Annotated in this window: 17 protein-coding genes and 7 pseudogenes; 11 read left to right on the forward strand and 13 right to left on the reverse strand. The window is 67.2% G+C overall.

Annotation, left to right across the window (positions count from 1 at the left end):
- The 3 genes and pseudogenes from EAO76_RS45305 to EAO76_RS01205 all read left to right on the forward strand — a co-directional run.
- A pseudogene (locus EAO76_RS45305) lies at positions 1–278 on the forward strand (transposase); the annotation flags it as partial.
- A gap of 165 nt (positions 279–443) precedes the next feature.
- Positions 444–947: an N-acetyltransferase gene (locus EAO76_RS01200; RefSeq protein WP_187438417.1), complete on the forward strand. Its 504-nt coding sequence runs from the start codon at positions 444–446 to the stop codon at positions 945–947.
- A 271-nt stretch (positions 948–1,218) separates the two neighbouring features.
- Positions 1,219–2,061 (forward strand): transposase, encoded by an 843-nt coding sequence (locus EAO76_RS01205; RefSeq protein ID WP_262375216.1) that lies wholly within the window; start codon positions 1,219–1,221, stop codon positions 2,059–2,061.
- Here EAO76_RS01205 and EAO76_RS01210 read toward each other — a convergent pair.
- Positions 2,018–2,545, reverse strand: a complete 528-nt coding sequence (locus tag EAO76_RS01210; protein WP_262375210.1) for a hypothetical protein — start codon at positions 2,543–2,545, stop codon at positions 2,018–2,020. The two genes, EAO76_RS01205 and EAO76_RS01210, sit on opposite strands and share 44 nt — an antisense overlap.
- A gap of 128 nt (positions 2,546–2,673) precedes the next feature.
- On the opposite strand from EAO76_RS01210, the pseudogene EAO76_RS01215 reads away from it, so the two are divergent.
- Positions 2,674–2,872: pseudogene (locus EAO76_RS01215) on the forward strand (IS5/IS1182 family transposase); the annotation flags it as partial.
- Between the two features lie 27 nt (positions 2,873–2,899).
- On the opposite strand, the gene EAO76_RS01220 reads toward EAO76_RS01215, so the two are convergent.
- Entirely contained in the window at positions 2,900–3,487 is a 588-nt protein-coding gene (locus tag EAO76_RS01220) for an Imm21 family immunity protein (protein ID WP_148832393.1), read from the reverse strand.
- A gap of 291 nt (positions 3,488–3,778) precedes the next feature.
- Between EAO76_RS01220 and EAO76_RS01225 the strand changes: the two are divergent.
- Positions 3,779–4,171 (forward strand): annotated as a pseudogene (locus EAO76_RS01225) (IS5 family transposase); the annotation flags it as partial.
- Between the two features lie 166 nt (positions 4,172–4,337).
- On the opposite strand, the gene EAO76_RS01230 reads toward EAO76_RS01225, so the two are convergent.
- The 7 genes and pseudogenes from EAO76_RS01230 to EAO76_RS01260 all read right to left on the reverse strand — a co-directional run bounded on the left by EAO76_RS01230 (position 4,338) and on the right by EAO76_RS01260 (position 9,084).
- Positions 4,338–4,754, reverse strand: coding sequence for an RNHCP domain-containing protein (locus tag EAO76_RS01230; protein ID WP_148832395.1), 417 nt, complete (start codon positions 4,752–4,754; stop codon positions 4,338–4,340).
- A gap of 26 nt (positions 4,755–4,780) precedes the next feature.
- Positions 4,781–5,152 carry an RNHCP domain-containing protein gene (locus tag EAO76_RS01235; protein ID WP_148832397.1) on the reverse strand — a complete coding sequence of 124 codons (372 nt, stop codon included), beginning with the start codon at positions 5,150–5,152 and terminating at the stop codon, positions 4,781–4,783.
- 526 nt (positions 5,153–5,678) lie between these two features.
- A pseudogene (locus tag EAO76_RS01240) lies at positions 5,679–7,122 on the reverse strand (NF041680 family putative transposase).
- Positions 7,123–7,259: 137 nt separating this feature from the next.
- The gene (locus EAO76_RS01245) at positions 7,260–7,751 is read right to left on the reverse strand and encodes a hypothetical protein (RefSeq protein WP_148832399.1); all 492 of its coding nucleotides are present in this window, start codon (positions 7,749–7,751) and stop codon (positions 7,260–7,262) included.
- 189 nt (positions 7,752–7,940) lie between these two features.
- Positions 7,941–8,258, reverse strand: coding sequence for an Imm51 family immunity protein (locus EAO76_RS01250; protein WP_148832402.1), 318 nt, complete (start codon positions 8,256–8,258; stop codon positions 7,941–7,943).
- A gap of 73 nt (positions 8,259–8,331) precedes the next feature.
- Entirely contained in the window at positions 8,332–8,670 is a 339-nt protein-coding gene (locus EAO76_RS01255; RefSeq protein WP_148832404.1) for a DUF2750 domain-containing protein, read from the reverse strand.
- Positions 8,671–8,706: 36 nt separating this feature from the next.
- Positions 8,707–9,084 carry an ASCH domain-containing protein gene (locus EAO76_RS01260; RefSeq protein WP_262375212.1) on the reverse strand — a complete coding sequence of 126 codons (378 nt, stop codon included), beginning with the start codon at positions 9,082–9,084 and terminating at the stop codon, positions 8,707–8,709.
- 161 nt (positions 9,085–9,245) lie between these two features.
- On the opposite strand from EAO76_RS01260, the pseudogene EAO76_RS47240 reads away from it, so the two are divergent.
- Positions 9,246–9,404: pseudogene (locus EAO76_RS47240) on the forward strand (IS630 family transposase); the annotation flags it as partial.
- A 21-nt stretch (positions 9,405–9,425) separates the two neighbouring features.
- Here the strand turns inward: EAO76_RS47240 and EAO76_RS01265 are convergent.
- Positions 9,426–10,031 (reverse strand): annotated as a pseudogene (locus tag EAO76_RS01265) (IS5 family transposase); the annotation flags it as partial.
- A gap of 510 nt (positions 10,032–10,541) precedes the next feature.
- On the opposite strand from EAO76_RS01265, the gene EAO76_RS01270 reads away from it, so the two are divergent.
- The 3 genes from EAO76_RS01270 to EAO76_RS01280 all read left to right on the forward strand — a co-directional run bounded on the left by EAO76_RS01270 (position 10,542) and on the right by EAO76_RS01280 (position 11,923).
- Positions 10,542–10,727, forward strand: coding sequence for a beta-ketoacyl synthase N-terminal-like domain-containing protein (locus EAO76_RS01270; protein WP_148832428.1), 186 nt, complete (start codon positions 10,542–10,544; stop codon positions 10,725–10,727).
- Between the two features lie 507 nt (positions 10,728–11,234).
- On the forward strand, positions 11,235–11,681 hold the full coding sequence (locus EAO76_RS01275; protein WP_262375213.1) for a hypothetical protein: 447 nt from the start codon (positions 11,235–11,237) through the stop codon (positions 11,679–11,681).
- Positions 11,678–11,923, forward strand: coding sequence for a hypothetical protein (locus tag EAO76_RS01280; RefSeq protein ID WP_399461277.1), 246 nt, complete (start codon positions 11,678–11,680; stop codon positions 11,921–11,923). Before EAO76_RS01275 ends, EAO76_RS01280 begins: the two co-directional genes overlap by 4 nt.
- A 19-nt stretch (positions 11,924–11,942) precedes the next feature.
- Here the strand turns inward: EAO76_RS01280 and EAO76_RS01285 are convergent, their stop codons facing one another.
- Positions 11,943–12,359 carry a hypothetical protein gene (locus tag EAO76_RS01285; protein ID WP_262375214.1) on the reverse strand — a complete coding sequence of 139 codons (417 nt, stop codon included), beginning with the start codon at positions 12,357–12,359 and terminating at the stop codon, positions 11,943–11,945.
- A 376-nt stretch (positions 12,360–12,735) separates the two neighbouring features.
- Between EAO76_RS01285 and EAO76_RS01290 the strand changes: the two genes are divergently transcribed.
- Positions 12,736–14,199, forward strand: a complete 1,464-nt coding sequence (locus tag EAO76_RS01290; RefSeq protein ID WP_148832410.1) for a serine/threonine-protein kinase — start codon at positions 12,736–12,738, stop codon at positions 14,197–14,199.
- A 239-nt stretch (positions 14,200–14,438) separates the two neighbouring features.
- Here the strand turns inward: EAO76_RS01290 and EAO76_RS01295 are convergent, their stop codons facing one another.
- Complete coding sequence (locus EAO76_RS01295; protein ID WP_148832412.1) at positions 14,439–14,915, reverse strand: DUF6924 domain-containing protein; 477 nt, start codon at positions 14,913–14,915, stop codon at positions 14,439–14,441.
- A gap of 18 nt (positions 14,916–14,933) precedes the next feature.
- Here EAO76_RS01295 and EAO76_RS01300 point away from each other — a divergent pair, with 18 nt between their 5' ends.
- Entirely contained in the window at positions 14,934–15,314 is a 381-nt protein-coding gene (locus EAO76_RS01300) for a hypothetical protein (protein WP_262375218.1), read from the forward strand.
- A 22-nt stretch (positions 15,315–15,336) separates the two neighbouring features.
- On the opposite strand, the pseudogene EAO76_RS01305 reads toward EAO76_RS01300, so the two are convergent.
- Positions 15,337–15,744, reverse strand: a pseudogene (locus EAO76_RS01305) (transposase); the annotation flags it as partial.
- Positions 15,745–16,014: the final 270 nt, after the last annotated feature.

Below are 16,014 nucleotides of genomic sequence, written 5' to 3' on the forward strand. Positions count from 1 at the left end.
ACACCCAGCTCCGCCTCGCCCGACCTCTCGCCGAAGACCTCCGCCGCCCCTGGGAACGCCGCACCGAACCACGACGCCTCACCCCCGCCCGCGTCCGCCGCGGGTTTCGCAACCTCCGACCGACCACGGCCCGTCCGGCAGCCACACCGAAACCGTCCCGCCCCGGCCCCGGGCGGCCGCCCGGCTCGAAGAACAAACACCGCGCCAAGCGCCACGACGTCGGCAAGACCGTCAAACGCGCCGAGACCATCAAGGAACACGAAGCCCGCCGAGGATAAACGCCAAGCTCAGAAGCCGTTGCCATACCGATCATGGAGTCTGTCGATCGAACGGGAGTCTCGATCGGGTGATCGCGGGCCCTGCCCGGCGTGAGAGCAGGGCCTGGCGGTATGCGGGGAAAATCCAGGGGAGCGGACGGCCTCGCGCTGCTACGGTCGGGCGCCATGAGCTGGCTTCCCGATGACTTCGTCCACCCCGTCCTGATACCGCTGCCGGGCGGTGATCATCACCTGCGGCCGATCCGGGAGGCGGACACTCCGCTCGACTATCCGGCTGTGATGGGTTCGCGCGAGCGGCTGTGGACCATCTTCGGCCCGGCCTGGGGCTGGCCCGCGGCCACCATGACCTACGAGGCCGACCGGGCCGACCTGTTGCGGCACGAGAAGGAGATCGCCGCACACCAGTCCTTCAACTACGCGCTGCTCGACGCGGCGGAGACAGCTCTGCTCGGCTGTGTCTACATCGACCCACCGGAGAGGGCCGGTGCGGACGGCGAGATCTCCTGGTGGGTGGTGGACGAGCTGGTGGGCAGCGAGGTCGAGCAGGCCCTCGACGCGCTGGTGCCGCAGTGGATCGCCGCCGCCTGGCCGTTCGAGCGGCCACGCTTCCTCGGCCGCGAGATCTCCTGGTCGGACTGGCTCGCCCTGCCGGAGCATCCCGACACGTAAGTGGTTGTTGCCCGTACCGATCTCGAAGGCTGTCGATCGAACGGGAGTCTCGATCGGGTGACTGCGGCGGTTTCCGCGCGTGAAAGCAGGGCCTCCAAGCAGCTCGGGGGTGCGATCCCATTCCGAGTGGCTCCCGGAAGCTCTGTTGTCTTTGTTGTACGTGCCCGAGCATGTTGACCTCAACTCGCCCACCGTGTCGTGCGATTGCCTCGCGCACGCGTACGGCAACGCGGCCGACCATCCGAACCGGGTGCGCCGGTACCCGTCGGGCATGAGGGACGCGGAGTGCACGGCCGTCCGGCCGTCACTGCCGGTGCCGGCCTGGTTCCAGGGGCGGGGTGGACGGCCCGAGGGCTACTGCCACCGGCAGCTGTCGGACGCGATCCGCTGCCTGGTCGCGGGCGGGATCTCGTGGCGGGCGATGCCCGCGGACTTCCCCGTACGGGCCCGGACCTACGCCTTCTTCCGCCGCCGGCGCGGGCACGGGCTGATCGCCGAGTTCCACGACCGGCGGCGCGGGACGGTCCGTGAGCGCGAGGGCCGTGAGGCCGAGCCCACAGGCGGCGGAGATCATCGACGCGCAGTCGGTGCGGGCCGCCGCGACGATGCCGACGCCTCACGCGGCTACGACGGCGGGAAGAAGGTGCCGGGCCGCAAGCGGCACATCGTGACCGACCTCCTCGGCCTGCTCCTGACCATCGTGGTCACGGCTGCGAACATCGGCGACCGGGGCGCCGCGGCGGGCCTGCTGATGCGTCTGCGCCGTCTGCGCCGTCTGCGCCGTCTGCGCCGTCTGCGCCGTCTGCGCCGTCTGCGCCGTCTGCGCCACGACATCACCCTCGTSTGGGCCGACGGCGGCTYCACCGGCTCCCTCGTCGYCRGGTGCCGSSASKYACTCGCCCRGACCTTGGAGATCGTCAAGCYCACCGACGYCATGYCYGSGTTCGTGGTGCTSCCSAGYCGSTGGGTGGCYGAYCGCARGTTCGCGTGGTTGKTGAACTCCCGCCGTCRGGCCCGGGACTYCGKGYCRCTGCCCYCCACCAGCGAGYCSYTGATCCGGTGGTCGATGGTCACYCGGATGAGCCGGTGTCCGGGACTGCCACGGTCCGCCTGACGGCGCTGAACGCCCCCGACGTCTCCAGGAGGAGCCACCCGCGCTCCGCCAGGCGCCGGGCTTTCGACCGCAGCCCCTCGACCTTCGCCGGCGTCGCGTCAAGGCCCGGCTCCACCGCGATCTCCTTGGCCCGACGGGATCCGTGACCCGTGGATCGCCGCTGTTCCAACACGCCCGGAATGCGCTGATACTCCGGCGCCAGAGCCGGCACCGGCAGCACCTTCCCGCCAGGGCGGCACCATCGATCCGGCATCGGCGCGAGCGACAGCACCGCTTTTTCCTCGGTCTCGGTCCCGGCGGTGGTCTCGGCAGCCGAGGCTGTCAGGGCCTCGACCAGCTCTTCCCACGCGATCACCCGCCGGTCCAGCTCGATCTCGGCAGCCTCCAACACCTCAGCCAACCGGGCGACTTCCTCCCGCAGCCCTTCCACCCGCACACGGGCCACTGCCTCCCGCTCCTCCAGCATTCCCAGCACCGACGCCATCGCGCACCCCTCGCTCACGGAGCGGGAACAAGACGCCGGATGCCTCTCCCCTTCCGAGCCACACCATGCCTGACCAGCAGAAATCAGCGGATCACGTTCGGTTGAGATACGGCTTCTCAACCCGACCGGCCCGCCAGCAGGTTGGAAAGAGTCCAGTGATTGCCGACGGCGGCTATCAAGGTGCCGGGCTCGTCACCTTGCACCGTCGCGATCCCGGGCAGAGCGAAATGCCTGCCTGGAAACTGGAAGATCCTGCGCGACTTCCGCCTCAAGGGCGATGGTGTACACCACGCGCCGCTCGGCATCGCCCATCTGCACAACCTTGCGCACCGCAACCGACCGAAGCGCTGCCGTTCAGGATTCGACGGGCAGGAGCTGGACCAGGCCGACCCAGTTCTCCTCATCCACCTTGGTATGCGTGGCGCGGACCCTCCAGCGGCCGGCGGGCAGCGGAACCAATGCCTCGGCGGGCATCCCGCCGCCGGGGTACTCGACGCCCAGTTCAGAGCCCGATTCGGCGGAGTCCATGAGCACGGCCGGACCGTCCGACACCCAGGTGCCGCACTCCTCCCACACCGTGGCCGGGTCTGCGAGGACAGTGCCTGCAGCGGCGCCCAGTCCGGCCACGGAGTCGGCGGCAAGCCACCGCAGGAACGCCCGGCGCTCGGGCAGATAACAGCTGGTGGCCGGCTCGTCCGCCAGCACCAGTGCCTGCGCACCGTTCTCCCCGACGGGGATCACACCGGCCAAATCGTCCACCGCACAGGCCCGGTCGTAGTCGTCTGGAGCGGTGGCGTCTCCAGCCGTGGCACCGCTCTCCGTGCACCCGCCCCAGGCGATCAGGGCAGAAACAGGGACGACGATCAGAGGGCCACCCATCGACTGCACCCAGCCAAGGGAGGGGCGGCAGACATCGTCTGCGGCGGCTGAAGAGGTGATCATGCAGTCAGTGTGCCCTCGCCCTCTGACAACGTCCGCGCGCTCATTGGAACCCGACACAGGAAAAAACGCAGCGCCTGTGGCAAACAACAGTTACGGGGAGAGCCTTTGGCCTTTAGCTGACCGTTTCAGAATGAGTTGAACTGCGGTTCCTTCGCTCGGCGATCTTGGTCGGCAGCGTGTCCGGAGTGCGTACTGATCTTGTTCCGGATGGCCTGTGGGAGCGGGTGGCCCCGCTCCTGCCGCCACCTCCCGGGCGGCGCCGACGTCATCCCGGGCGACTTCGCGTTCCGGCACGGAACCCCGCTCGCCGTCACGCTCACCGGCGGCAACCGGCACGACGTCACCCGGCTCCTGCCGCTGCTCGACGCCGTCCCATCGATCCGGGGCCTGCAAGGACGACCACGCCGCAAGCCCCGACGGCTGTATGCCGACCGGGGCTACGACTTCGACAAGTCCCGCCGCCTGCGGTGGAAGCGGGGCATCATGCCGCTGATCGCGCGACGCGGCATCGCTCACGGTTCCGGCCTGGGCAAGGTGCGTTGGGTGGTCGAGCGCGCCCTCGCCTGGCTGCACCAGTTCAAACGACTCCGCATCCGCTACGAGCGACGCGCTGACTTCCACCAGGGCCTGCTCGAACTGGCCTGCAGCCTCATATGCCTCCGCCGGCTGCGAACCTCGCGTTGAAGCGGCCCATGCTGGTGTTCTGGCAGTGCAGGTGGCCATGCGCTTCATGACGAAGCCCCAGGTTCACTGCAGGAGTGCTCCTTTTCGGTAGTGGTGATGTTCGTGGGCAGGGGTCGTGGGCGGGGCGCGGCATCGGGGCGCCCCGCCCACGGTCGGCACGGCCGGGTCACAGGGTGAGCAGGGCGCGGCTGGCGTGCTTGGGGTCGACGAGGGGCCTGAGGGCGAGGCGGACCAGGGCGAGCGGGTTGTCGTCACCGGCGATGCGGTTGGCGCTGAGCTCGCCGCAGGAGACGCACTGATGGATGATCATCCACTCGCCGTCCGGGCGGACGGACATGCCCAGCGCCTCCATCCGGCCGCGGCAGTCCGCGTCGCGGTCGCCCGGGATCTTCCGGTCGACGTGCAGACTGGCCAGGCAGTTGGGGCAGTGGTTGCGGTGCGCGGTGCCGGGCGCGTCCAGCGACACGTCGAGTCGGCAGGACGTGCACCGGAAGTCGCCTGCCCGGTGCCCACCCTGGGTGTGCAGGACATCCTTGTGCCGCTGCGGACGACGCCGCCCGCGACTGCTGTTGGCGCGTGACATGGCGGTGCTCCTTTCCTGTCGGGCGGTCAGAGGGTTCCGAATGCTTCGAGCGGAAAGGGCGGTTGGGCCAGCGGGCGGACCGCCATGCGCATCAGGATCAGCTGGTTGTCGTCCGCGCACACCGGGTTCGAGGTGAGCTCGTCGCAGCGCACGCAGCGGTGGATCACCATCCAGTCACCTGTGCGGAGCACGGCGATGGCGATCGGGGACATCCGGCCCTCGCAGTCGCTCGGACCGTCCTCGACGTGGTCGAGGACGTGCCGGGAGTGCAGGCAGGAGGGGCAGTGGTTGCGCAGAGCGCCGTCGGCGGCGTACGCGGACACGATCAGCCCGCACCAGGTGCAGGCGAAGGTGCTGAGGCTGAGGCTGAGAGTGTTGGTGGTGGTGTGGCTGGACACCCGGGTGCTCCTTGCTGGAAGTCGATCAGGACAGCAAGAGCAGGCCGAGTGGCCTCGTCAGAAGACAGCCCGATAACGCCGCGGAACGGCGGACAGGCAGGTCAGAGCACCGGAGGACACGTCCGGCAGCAGCCCGGAGAAACGGGCAGCGGAAGGTGGCGGACGGTTACGCGGTAGGGCGAGGCGCACTCGGCGCGGGCCGGGACATCAAGACACCTCTTCCAGGGCGCGCAGGCCCAGAACGAATCAGAACGACCCCTTGAGGCTAACAAGACACCTCCCTGGGGCGTCAACGCATTATTCCGCCGACGGACTGCGGTGTGGTTCCGGTCGCACCTGCCCGGCAGGGTGCTCGTCACCGTCGCGCCCTCGGGAATGGTGTGCTGCAACGAGTCGGCACGGACGGCGAAGGGGCACGGCGAGGCAAACCGAACAGGGGCGCCGTCGGCGTCGCCACAGTTCAGACACGACATTGCAGGTCGCTCCCGAATCTCATTCCGAAACGATCAGTTAGCTTGTTCTTTATCTACCAAGATCTTCCGGGCTTGCCGATGGCCTTGAGAGTCTCGGGGCGTTTGGCGGTCTTGCCGACGTCGTAGCGGGGTGCCCGGTGTCTGTTCTTGGCGCCGGGTGGTCGTCCGGGGCCGGCGCCGCGGGGTTTGGGAACGCGGGCCGGGCAGACGAGGTGAGCGCGGATGTTCCTGAATCCCCGGCGGACCCGGGCTGGGGTGAGCCGGCTGGAGGCGGTGGGCTTCTCCCAGGGCCGGCGGAGGTCTGTGGCGAGAGGGCGGGCGAGCCGGAGTTGGGTGTGAGCGACGATCAGGATCCAGGTCCAGCGGTCCGCCGCCTCGGGGGTACGGAGTTTCGGGGTGGTCCAGCCGAGGGTCTGCTTCGCGAAGCGGAGGGTGTGCTCCAGATCGAAGCGGCGGAGGAACGCCTGCCAGAAACGGTCCACATCGTCCGGTGTGGCACCGGTCTTCGAGGACCACAACCACACCGGCGGAGCGTCCCGGTCATTCGACAGATGCTCGACCTTCAACCGGATCAACGTGCCTTCGATCAAAGGCAGTTCGCCGTCGTGGTCGAGCCATGAGGAACGGTGGATGAGCCGGGGATGGACCCGGTCCCATGCCCGTGTTTCGGCCTTGCCGTAGTTGGTGGTGTCGGTGACCGTGGTGATCGCGGGCTCGGGCCAGGTCTCCGGCCTGGTGAACCGGAACTCCGGTCCGTGCTTGGGTGGCCGGCCGTTCGTCCCCGGTCGGCGGGTCGGCTTGGGCAGGCGCATGACGCGGTCGGAGCGGACCCGGCCGACCAGCTCGACCGGCAGATCGCGCAGGACCCGGGCCAGGCGGGTGACGTCGTAGCCGGCGTCGCTGACGATCACGATGTGCGGGTCCCCCTTCTGCCACTGCCCCGCGGTGATGAGCCGCTCGACGACTCCCCGCAACTGGGCGGCGGTGACCGCGGTCGCGTCGTCCACCGGTCCCAGCCGCACCGCGTCCAGGATCGCGGTCCAGGACGTGGCGCCCGGCGCCAGCGCGGCGACGAAGGAGCAGGGGCCAGCCCGGGATGAACTGCGAGGCCGTCTTCGCCCGGCCGTATACGTGACAGAAGAGCCGTTCCGCCGAACATGGTGCGTCCGAGCGGAGCCACGGTGACACGTCGACCGCCAGGACCAGGCGCCCGCCGTCGAAACGCGGCAGCAACAGCCCGGCCAGCACCGTCCGCAGCTGATCGGTGTCGATCCGGCCGTGGTTCAGGCCGCCGTACATCGCTCCATGTCCACGACGGTGTTCGGGCAACAGCGTCAGGTCCACCGGGGACTTCACCGCACCGTCGGCACACAGCACCGCGTCCGCCAGCTCGAACAACTCGTCGCGCCGGGCGGTCAGACACTCGTAGAACTCTCCCCGGAAGCGTGACGCTTCCGCGAACGCTTCCCTCCGCACGGCATCAGGCAGCAGACTCACCCTCACGGCCTTCGTCTTGGTCAGTGCACCTTGGTCGGAGCACATGATCAGACGAAGGCCGCCCCCGCGTCCGGCGAATCCCCAGGTGAGCGACTCAGTTCGAGACACCGTTCGAGGCCGGAAGAAAATGAACAAGCTCAGAACAGAGTCGAGCGAGCCACGAAGTCCTCACCGCCGTAGAGGGACTCGTACCGGATCTCAACGAGCAGTCTCGTGGAGATGAGCTCCCAGAACCATGCGGATTCCTGCCCGTTTCGCTCTTCGAAATGCAGCAGGTAGCTCCTCTCGCCCGGGATGAGAGCTGCCCCCGTGACCAACGTCTTCACTTTCGGCAGCAGGGGGAGGTCCTGGGCCATCTGGTAATACGTGGGCAGATCCCACTGGCCGATGACCTCCCCGTCGAGAGTGACCGACGTCCGCGTCACGACCGCCGGCCCGATCCCCGCGTTGATCACCTCCAGGCCGGCCACGTCGTCCCGGTATCCCGCACGAACTGTGCGGATCAGCACCAACGGCCGCACCGACTGCCGGTTGTGTGCCCGGGATGCCCGCGCCTGCCCCCAGCTGATCCAGAAGGATCCCATCGCTATGACAGTCGCGCACACGCCTACACCGGTTTCGATATTCATCCAGACCCTCCCGCGACTGGTCCCGTAGAACAGCGAAGACGCGTCGGCCCGTCAGGCGGTTCTACCGTGCTGCGGCCTCCGCCGGACCGTCCTGGACGCCAACCACTTACCCCACCCCGCGTCCGGCGAATCCCCAGGTGGGCGGCTCAGTTCGAAACATCGTTCGAGGCCGGAAGAAAAAGAACAAGGTTAGTCGTCGAACTCGAAGCCTGCCGTCTCGGCACGAGCAACGATCTCGCGAACTGTGCTGGAATGCGAGATCACGGGCTCGAGGGCAGCCTTGAGCTGCGTGAGGTCACTCAGGCTCCCGAGCGCACAGAACATGCCGCCCTCGCTGTCGAAATCGAGGTGCTCAGCGAGATCCGGCCGGGCGAACTGCACAAGGCCCTCCCAGAAGTACCCATTTGATTCGTGTCCGGCGGCAACTACTGCAGCATCGGCGGCCAGGTCACCGGCAGCGAGCGTCAGCGAGTGTTCGCCGTCAAAGTCATTCAGGGTGAGAGTCACGGCGCGATCTTCCCATGCCCAGTGCCCAGCCGGCCCGGCCTTGGCCGCACCCCCGCCCGGGAAACCTTCCCGGTCACAGCACCAGCCGGTTGAGAACTTCCTCAGGGGTGAAGCTCCAGCCGACCAGGCGTGGCCCGCTCCAGTTGATGCCGATCACGAGTCCGTCCCGGGCGGCATCGGGCAGTGCGCGATCGCACCAGGTGTCCAAGGGCATGGACTCAACGCGGAGCCCACGCCCCCAGATCTTCGCTGCCCTCTGGGCGCGGGGCGAGGTCGACCAGAAGGGAAGACTGCGCGTGCCGTCCGCAGAAAGGTGAGTCGGGCTTCCATCGCCATCCCGGACGAGCCAGACCACTCTGCTTTCCCGGACATCTCGGAAGAATGCCGCCGCTTGCGAACCGCTCTGACTCATGGCCACCGAGCCTATCGTTCCCCAACAACCATTTTGTCAGGAGGGCGTGACGAGATGGAATCGCAGGCACACCAGCGGCGTGTTCTCATCCACCGGCGTGCCAATACCCTCCCAGAAACGACGGTGTCCACTCCGCCACTCATCCAATGACTGGTCACCCTTTCCCTCAGCGGATGCGTGCCCCCACGTGACATCTGCGAAGGAAGCCAGTTCCACGCCAGTTATCTCGATCGTGGCGACGCAGTCTCCGTCGTTTCCGAGAATTGCCAAACGCTCGCCTTTGAACTCCAAGCCCTCCGTCTCTTCAACGTACTCGGCCAGCAGACCGGTGGTGGCAGTCTTTGCGCCGGCCAGGACGAGAGCGTTGAGCCGCTCGCGCGTCTCGCCCTTCGTCCCGAGCTCCAGTGCACGCATACCGTTCACTCGAGGCCACACGGTCGTACCTCCCTTTCCGTTACCTGCCCCCGCAGCGATCGCCCAGCGCGGATTCCAGTGCCGCATCAGACTGTGTTTGCCCTGTTATGACGCGCCGCTCGGTTGCCGCCAGGTGGCAACCGAGCGGTCGGAATGATCACGTGGCTGAACGTGTGAGGGTGCGGGGCATCGATGATGATGAGGGCAGACGCCTGCCGCGGTTCACCCGCAGGGGCACCGGGTCCGTGATGACCTGACGGCGGTCCCAGATGGTCCTGCTCTCCGCACAGAGCATGCCTGTGGCGAGGATCGTCGAGGTCCCAGACGAGGCGGCGGCACTTGTCGTGGTCGTAGCCGCGGTCACCCAGCACCACGTCGGGGTGGCAACGGGGCCGGCCGCGCTTGCCCTGCACCAATGACACGGCCTGCAGGAGTGGGATGAGCAGGTGACGTCGTTTCGGTTGCCGCCGGTCAAGGGGCGGCGAGTGGAATGCCGGTGGCGTCAGTGGCGTCGGTGGCCAGATGGTACTTGCTGCTGGTTCTGCCCCGGTCGACAGGACTTCGTCCTGTCTTGGCGCCCCCTTTGACGCCCGGATGCGGGAGCCATCGACGGCCGCCCGGAAGAAGCCCAGGACATTCGCGCTGCGGAGCTTGGCGAGGAGGACCTCATGCAGCCGGGGCCGCACCCCTGCCTCGGTCCACTCGGCGAGGCGGCGCCAGCAGGCCATGCTCGGCCCGAAGCCGAGCCCCTGCGGCAGGTGTTCCCAGGCGATCCCGGTGTGCAGCACGAACAGGATGCCCTGGAACACCAGCCGGTCCGGATGCCGCTTGCGCCCCGGATGCCGGGTCCGACGCTCGATTTTGGACAGCAGCGGCTCGATCACCGCCCACAACTCGCCATCGACATCCCACGGCTTCGGACGAACCACCCCACATCCGCGGGTCATCAGTCCTGGAACGATCCAACCACCTCAGGTGCGTCAACGCCGGGGCCGGGCCGGAAACAAACCGCCCGGCCTGTGCTACGGGCGGACCGGCCGCCGGGCCGGAATTCCGGACCGACCCTCCCCACCGGGACCTTCCCCCGATGCTCGCGCGCCCACATCGACAGAAATTCGGCACGAGAAATGTGAGCCGATTCCTCGAACAGATCTCAAGTGAACGTCCAGAGATTCTGAACAATAAATCGATCCAGAAATCTCGACTCGTTTTCACGCACCTTTAGACCCATGCGGTCAAATTTGAGACAGCAAATTCAAGACACCTCAAGATTTTTACATATGCGCAGGCCAGGAGCCATGTGAGATATCCGCGAGCCGAACATCGAGAGCACAACTAGCGCGGCTCTAGGAGCGGCCTGCTGAATTACCTGGTCCCTGATCTGTCGCTCCGGGACGCCGTTGCTCGCGGTCGATGTAGAGAAGGGCTCGATGGTGTCGATCTCAAGTCAGGATCGGATGGAAGCCGCACTGCCTGCGATCCGTGCGTTGCAGAAGCGTGCTGCGGATCTGGAGGCGAGGCAGGCCCGGCAGCACGAGCCGGTCGCGGTTGTGTCGATGGCGTGTCGGCTTCCGGGTGGGATCGATACGCCGGAGGCGTTCTGGGAGCTGTTGGCGTCGGGTGGGGATGCGGTGGGTGGCTAGACCATGCCTGACCAGCAGAAATCAAGGGATCACGTTCGGTTGAGATACGGCTTCTAACTCCTGATCAAGGAAGATGGGCCGATTACCTGAGACAACGTGACAGAGCCTGAGACTGTCGGGCGGGCTCGGTCTCTCCCACGGCCGTCGGAGGTCGGCTGCCAGCGGGCGGGCCAGACGTAGTTGGGTGAACACGGCGAGGATCAGCCAGGTCCACCGGTCAGCTGCCTCGGGTAGTCGGGGCGCCGAAGCCAGCCGCCTTTGCCAGTGAGCTGAAGGCCCTCACTCTGAGCCCGGCCCACAGCTCGTCGATCAAGTGCTGATCTACCGAACTGGACTGCTGGGGCTCGACAGTCTCAGGCTCTGTCACGTTGTCTCAGGTAATCGGCCCATCTTCCTTGATCAGGAGTTAGAAGCCGTATCTCAACCGAACGTGATCCCTTGATTTCTGCTGGTCAGGCATGGTCTAGCTCGGGGTGAGGGAGGCATGCGGCGTCTTGTGTCCGCTTCATGAGCGAGGGGTGCGCGGTGGCGTCGGTGCTGGGAATGCTGGAGGAGCGGGAGGCGGTTGCCCGGGTGCGGGTGGAGGGGCTGCGGGAGGAAGCCGCGCGGTTGGCTGAGGTGCTGGAGGCCGCGGAGATCGAGCTGGACCGGCGGGTGATCGCGCGGGAGGAGCTGGTCGAGGCCCTGGCCGTGTCCGCCGCCGAGACGACTGCCGTGACCGAGCCGGAGCGGGAAGCGGTGCCCTCGCCGGTGCCGGGGTCGGTGGTGCCGCCCTGGCGGGACGGGCTGCCGGTGACCGTGCTCGCGCCCGACTACCAGCGGATTGTGGGCGTGCTGGAGGAACGGCGGTCCGCGGGCGAGGGACCGGTGAAGGCCAAGGAGATCGCGGCGGAGCTGGGCCTTGGGACGACGCCGGCGAAGGTTACCTGCGGAAACGCGGCATCAAGGCGGTGATCCCGGAGAAGAAGGACCAAGCCGCCAACCGCACGAAGAAAGGCAGCCGAGGGGGCAGGCCGGTCAGCCACGACGCAGACCTCTACAAGGAGCGCAACACCATCGAGCGCCTGATAAACCGGCTGAAGGACTGGCGCGGCATCGCCACCCGCTTCGACAAGACCCCCGAGAGCTACCTCGCCGGCCTCGAACTCCGCGCCTCGATGATCTGGATCGAAGACCTGTTACGAGCAGCCGATTGATCGCGACATCACACAGACCCTAGGACGGCCTCTCGGACGCCGTGCCCCACCGGCCGACGAACTCCTCCAGGGCGCGGCGCTGCTGTTCCTCGCGGGTGGCTTGCCGGGCGAGGATGTCGCGGTCGATGTACGGGTCGACGGCGGCGAGGACCAGGCGCTGGAGTTCGGCCGGCTCCAGCGCCTCCACTTCCCACTGCACCGGCCGGGTGGGGTCGAAGCCGTAGCGGCGGGCGAAGGCCGGCCACCTCGGGTCGCCGCTCTTGCCCTCGGTCGCCGGGGGCCCGTACGCACGGACCTGGTCATAGGTGAGCAGCACTCTGGGCACTGAGCTCCAGCAGCCGGTGCGCTCCAGCCAGTCCCGTTCGATGTCCTCACCCGAGCAGTCGAAATCACCGACGTTTCTCCGGGGCGCCGCGTGCGTGTGATTCGAGTTCACGCAGCTCAGGGGCGGTCGGGACGACCTTAGTGGGTGCAACAGGTGTGGTGCACGGAGCTACTCGCCTTGATAGTTCTCTCTTGCCGACTCGCCCCGAAAGCATGCGGCGAGCACAACAGCTCCCGCTCGGTGCCTTCGATCCTGAACCCGGCATTTCACTGCGCGGACGTCGTCGACCAGGCCCTCGATCGCCTCGTCGAGCAACCGACGCAGCAGCCCGGGGCGGAGGGCTTCGAACGGCGAGTTGGACCCACCCCAGTTGCTCAGCCGTGTGGTCGACCGGGCGAACATCGGGAACCGACCTTCGGCACCAGGCGTGATCCGTAACACTGGTATCCGTCAGCGATGGTGACAAGGCAGGTCATTGGAGGTGCGGGTGGAACGCGGCACACTGATCGCGGGCAAGTACGAGCTGCGCGAGCGGCTTGGCCGGGGCGGGATGGGCGAGGTCTGGGCTGGCCGCGACCGTGACCTGCACCGTAACGTAGCCATCAAGCTGCTCGTACGCGATGGCGATGCCTCACCGGACCTGCTCCATCGATTCGAGCGCGAAGCCGTGGCCGTCGCACAGATCAACCACCCCAACGTGGTCTCCCTCTACGACCGAGGCGTTCATGAAGGCGTGCAGTTCCTGGTCATGGAGCAGATCGACGGCACCACACTCGCCCATCACATGCACGAGCATGCCCCCATGCCCACGGCACGGGCCCTGGAGATCACCCAGGAGATCTGCAGAGCCCTCGTCGCTGCCCACCAGGCCAAGGTCATCCACTACGACATCAAACCTTCCAATGTCATGCTCACTGCCGAAAACCGCATCAAAGTGGTCGACTTCGGCATCGCAGGCTTCACCCACACCCACACCTTCACCGTCGCCCCCACCACCATGCTCTCCCCTGTCGGCACCGCCCTGTACGGTGCACCGGAGCAATTCCTCGACCAGCGCGGTGACGAGCGCTCCGATCTCTACGCCCTCGGCAGTGTCTTGTTCGCCCTACTCACGGGCAATCCGCCCTTCGGAGACGGCAGCCCGCTGTCCGTCATCCGCCGCAAACTCGACACCGAGGCACCGCCTCTGAGCGACCTGCGACCGGATGTCCCAGAGCCCGTTGCTCAACTGCTCGTCGACGTGCTGCAACGCGACCCGGAGCGCCGCCCACAAACAGCGTCAACTGTCTACGACCGACTGAAACAGTTGCGATCCGACAACACCGCGCCCAGCGCAGGAACTGGCGTCCCCGACACCGAGCGTTCGTCGCAGTTTGCGCGGACGCGCACCCTCACTTATCAAACGCCCGACACCGGCGACGCCTTCGAGATCGCCTGGACCGGGCAGGAGCCCATCGCCACCTACACGACACATGATCGTCGGTCTCTGAGGCGCCACTGGCTGTTCTTCTCCCTCCTCGCTCTGCCACCGCTCTACTTCTTCACGGGGAATACGGTTGTCGCAATTCTTGACAACGGCCACCTCACGAAAAACGGCACCTCCGTCCTCTGGCAACTCGTCGGTGTCTTCGGGTCCTACGCGGTTCTTCTCCTCGCCACCTACGGCCGCAAGCTCTGGGCGGCTACGTCGGCCTGGAGACAGCACCGGCGCGCGATTGCAGAGCGGCACCCTTGGTCGCTTCGCGTGGACGCCACCGGAATCACCACCACGGACCCGCGCCATGCCACGCCCGTCGGCGGCCCCGCCGGTCGGCAAACCTACGGATGGAGCCTCGTAACGGCTGTCACGTTGGAGCAGGCCGCAGAATTTCGCTGGGGCCCCAGTTACGTCGCGTTGCACATCCAGCCCAAGACGACGGGGACTCAGAAGCCGTATCTCAACCGAACGTGATCCCTTGATTTCTGCTGGTCAGGCATGGTCTAGCTCGGGGTGAGGGAGGCATGCGGCGTCTTGTGTCCGCTTCATGAGCGAGGGGTGCGCGGTGGCGTCGGTGCTGGGAATGCTGGAGGAGCGGGAGGCGGTTGCCCGGGGGGCGTTGAGACTCCCCACTTCGTTGAACACCGGAGCGAGTGAGGCGAGGAGCATTCCTGGCCGTTTTCAAGGCTCTGTCCGCAGTTCCGTGAACCCATTCAGAAGGACCGGAAGATCCCCTCGGGATCATCGTGAGCCCATGCCGCAAACTCCTCGAAGCCCAGGTTGCCGATGCTCAGGTTCGCGTGAACCTCGTGGAGTCTTGCGGGGATGGTGCGGAAATGGCGGCCGAACTCGGTCAGCTGTGCGTAGTCCTCGTCGTCCACGCACTCCTCCCGCGTCAGCGTGGTGACCGCCAGCAGTGGGTGGCTCTCGGCCTGCATGGTTGTACGGTCGGCGAGAAAGACGACGGCCAGGTTGTCGTCGCCGCGGACCGCCGTCAGCACCTCGTCAACGGTCGCCCCTGACCAGGCCAGATCGTCGATGAAGTGGACGTCTGCCTCGTACGGCCTGTCTCCCCAAGGCTCCATCAGCGCCGCCGCTACGTCCTGCCACGCCTGGTCGTCGAGGTAGTCGGTTCTGACGACCAGGGCATCGAACTCATCACGGCCGGTGACGGCGGGCAACGGACTCATGGATTCTTCTCCTCGGTGATGATCGGTGAGCCGTGTCCGACTGTCTCACGGGCCGTTTCCGAGGATGAGGCCGCGGAGATCGAGCTGGACCGGCGGGTGATCGCGCGGGAGGAGCTGGTCGAGGCCCTGGCCGTGTCCGCCGCCGAGACGACTGCCGTGACCGAGCCGGAGCGGGAAGCGGTGCCCTCGCCGGTGCCGGGGTCGGTGGTGCCGCCCTGGCGGGACGGGCTGCCGGTGACCGTGCTCGCGCCCGACTACCAGCGGATTGTGGGCGTGCTGGAGGAACGGCGGTCCGCGGGCGAGGGACCGGTGAAGGCCAAGGAGATCGCGGCGGAGCTGGGCCTTGGGACGACGCCGGCGAAGGTGCGGCGTCCCGGTCGCCGATGTTCGCGGCGGTGACCGCGACGGCCAGGAGCAGGCCGAGAGTGTCGGTCACGATGTGCCGTTTACGGCCCGGCACCTTCTTTCCGCCGTCGTAGCCGCGTGAGGCGGCCGGCACTGTCGCTGCGGCCCGTACCGACTGGGCGTCGATGATCCCCGCCGTGGGCTCGGCCTCGCGGCCTTCGCTTTCACGGACCTTCCCGCGCAGCCGGTCGTGGAACTCGTTGATCAGCCCGTGCTCGCGCCAGCGGCGGAAGAAGGCGTAGACCCGGCCCCAGGCGGGGAAGTCCGCGGGCATCGCCCGCCAGGAGATCCCGCCCGCGACCAGGTAGCGGATCGCGTCCAGCAGCTGGCGGTGGCAGTAGCTATCGGGGCGTCCGCCCCGCCCATTCAGCCAGGCCGGCACCGGCAGCAATGGCCGCACGGCCGTCCACTCCGCGTCCGTCATGTCCGACGGATACCGCCGTACCCGATCGGGATGGTCGGCCGCGTTGCCGTACACGTGCGCGAGACAATCACACGATGGTGCAGCCGAGTTGGACTGGACGGGCTCGGACACGTACAACAAGGACACCAGGGCCTCCCGGTACTGCTCGGTCAGATTCGCATCCCCGAGCTACCGAGAGGCCCTGTCTTCATGCGCGTACAACGGGAAGATCACCCGGGTGAGAAGCCTGTTCGAACCGCACGTTCCGTGATCGGTTGAGATACGGCTTCT

The organism is Streptomyces sp. sk2.1, from assembly GCF_008120935.1.
In the GTDB taxonomy this organism is placed as follows: domain Bacteria; phylum Actinomycetota; class Actinomycetes; order Streptomycetales; family Streptomycetaceae; genus Streptomyces.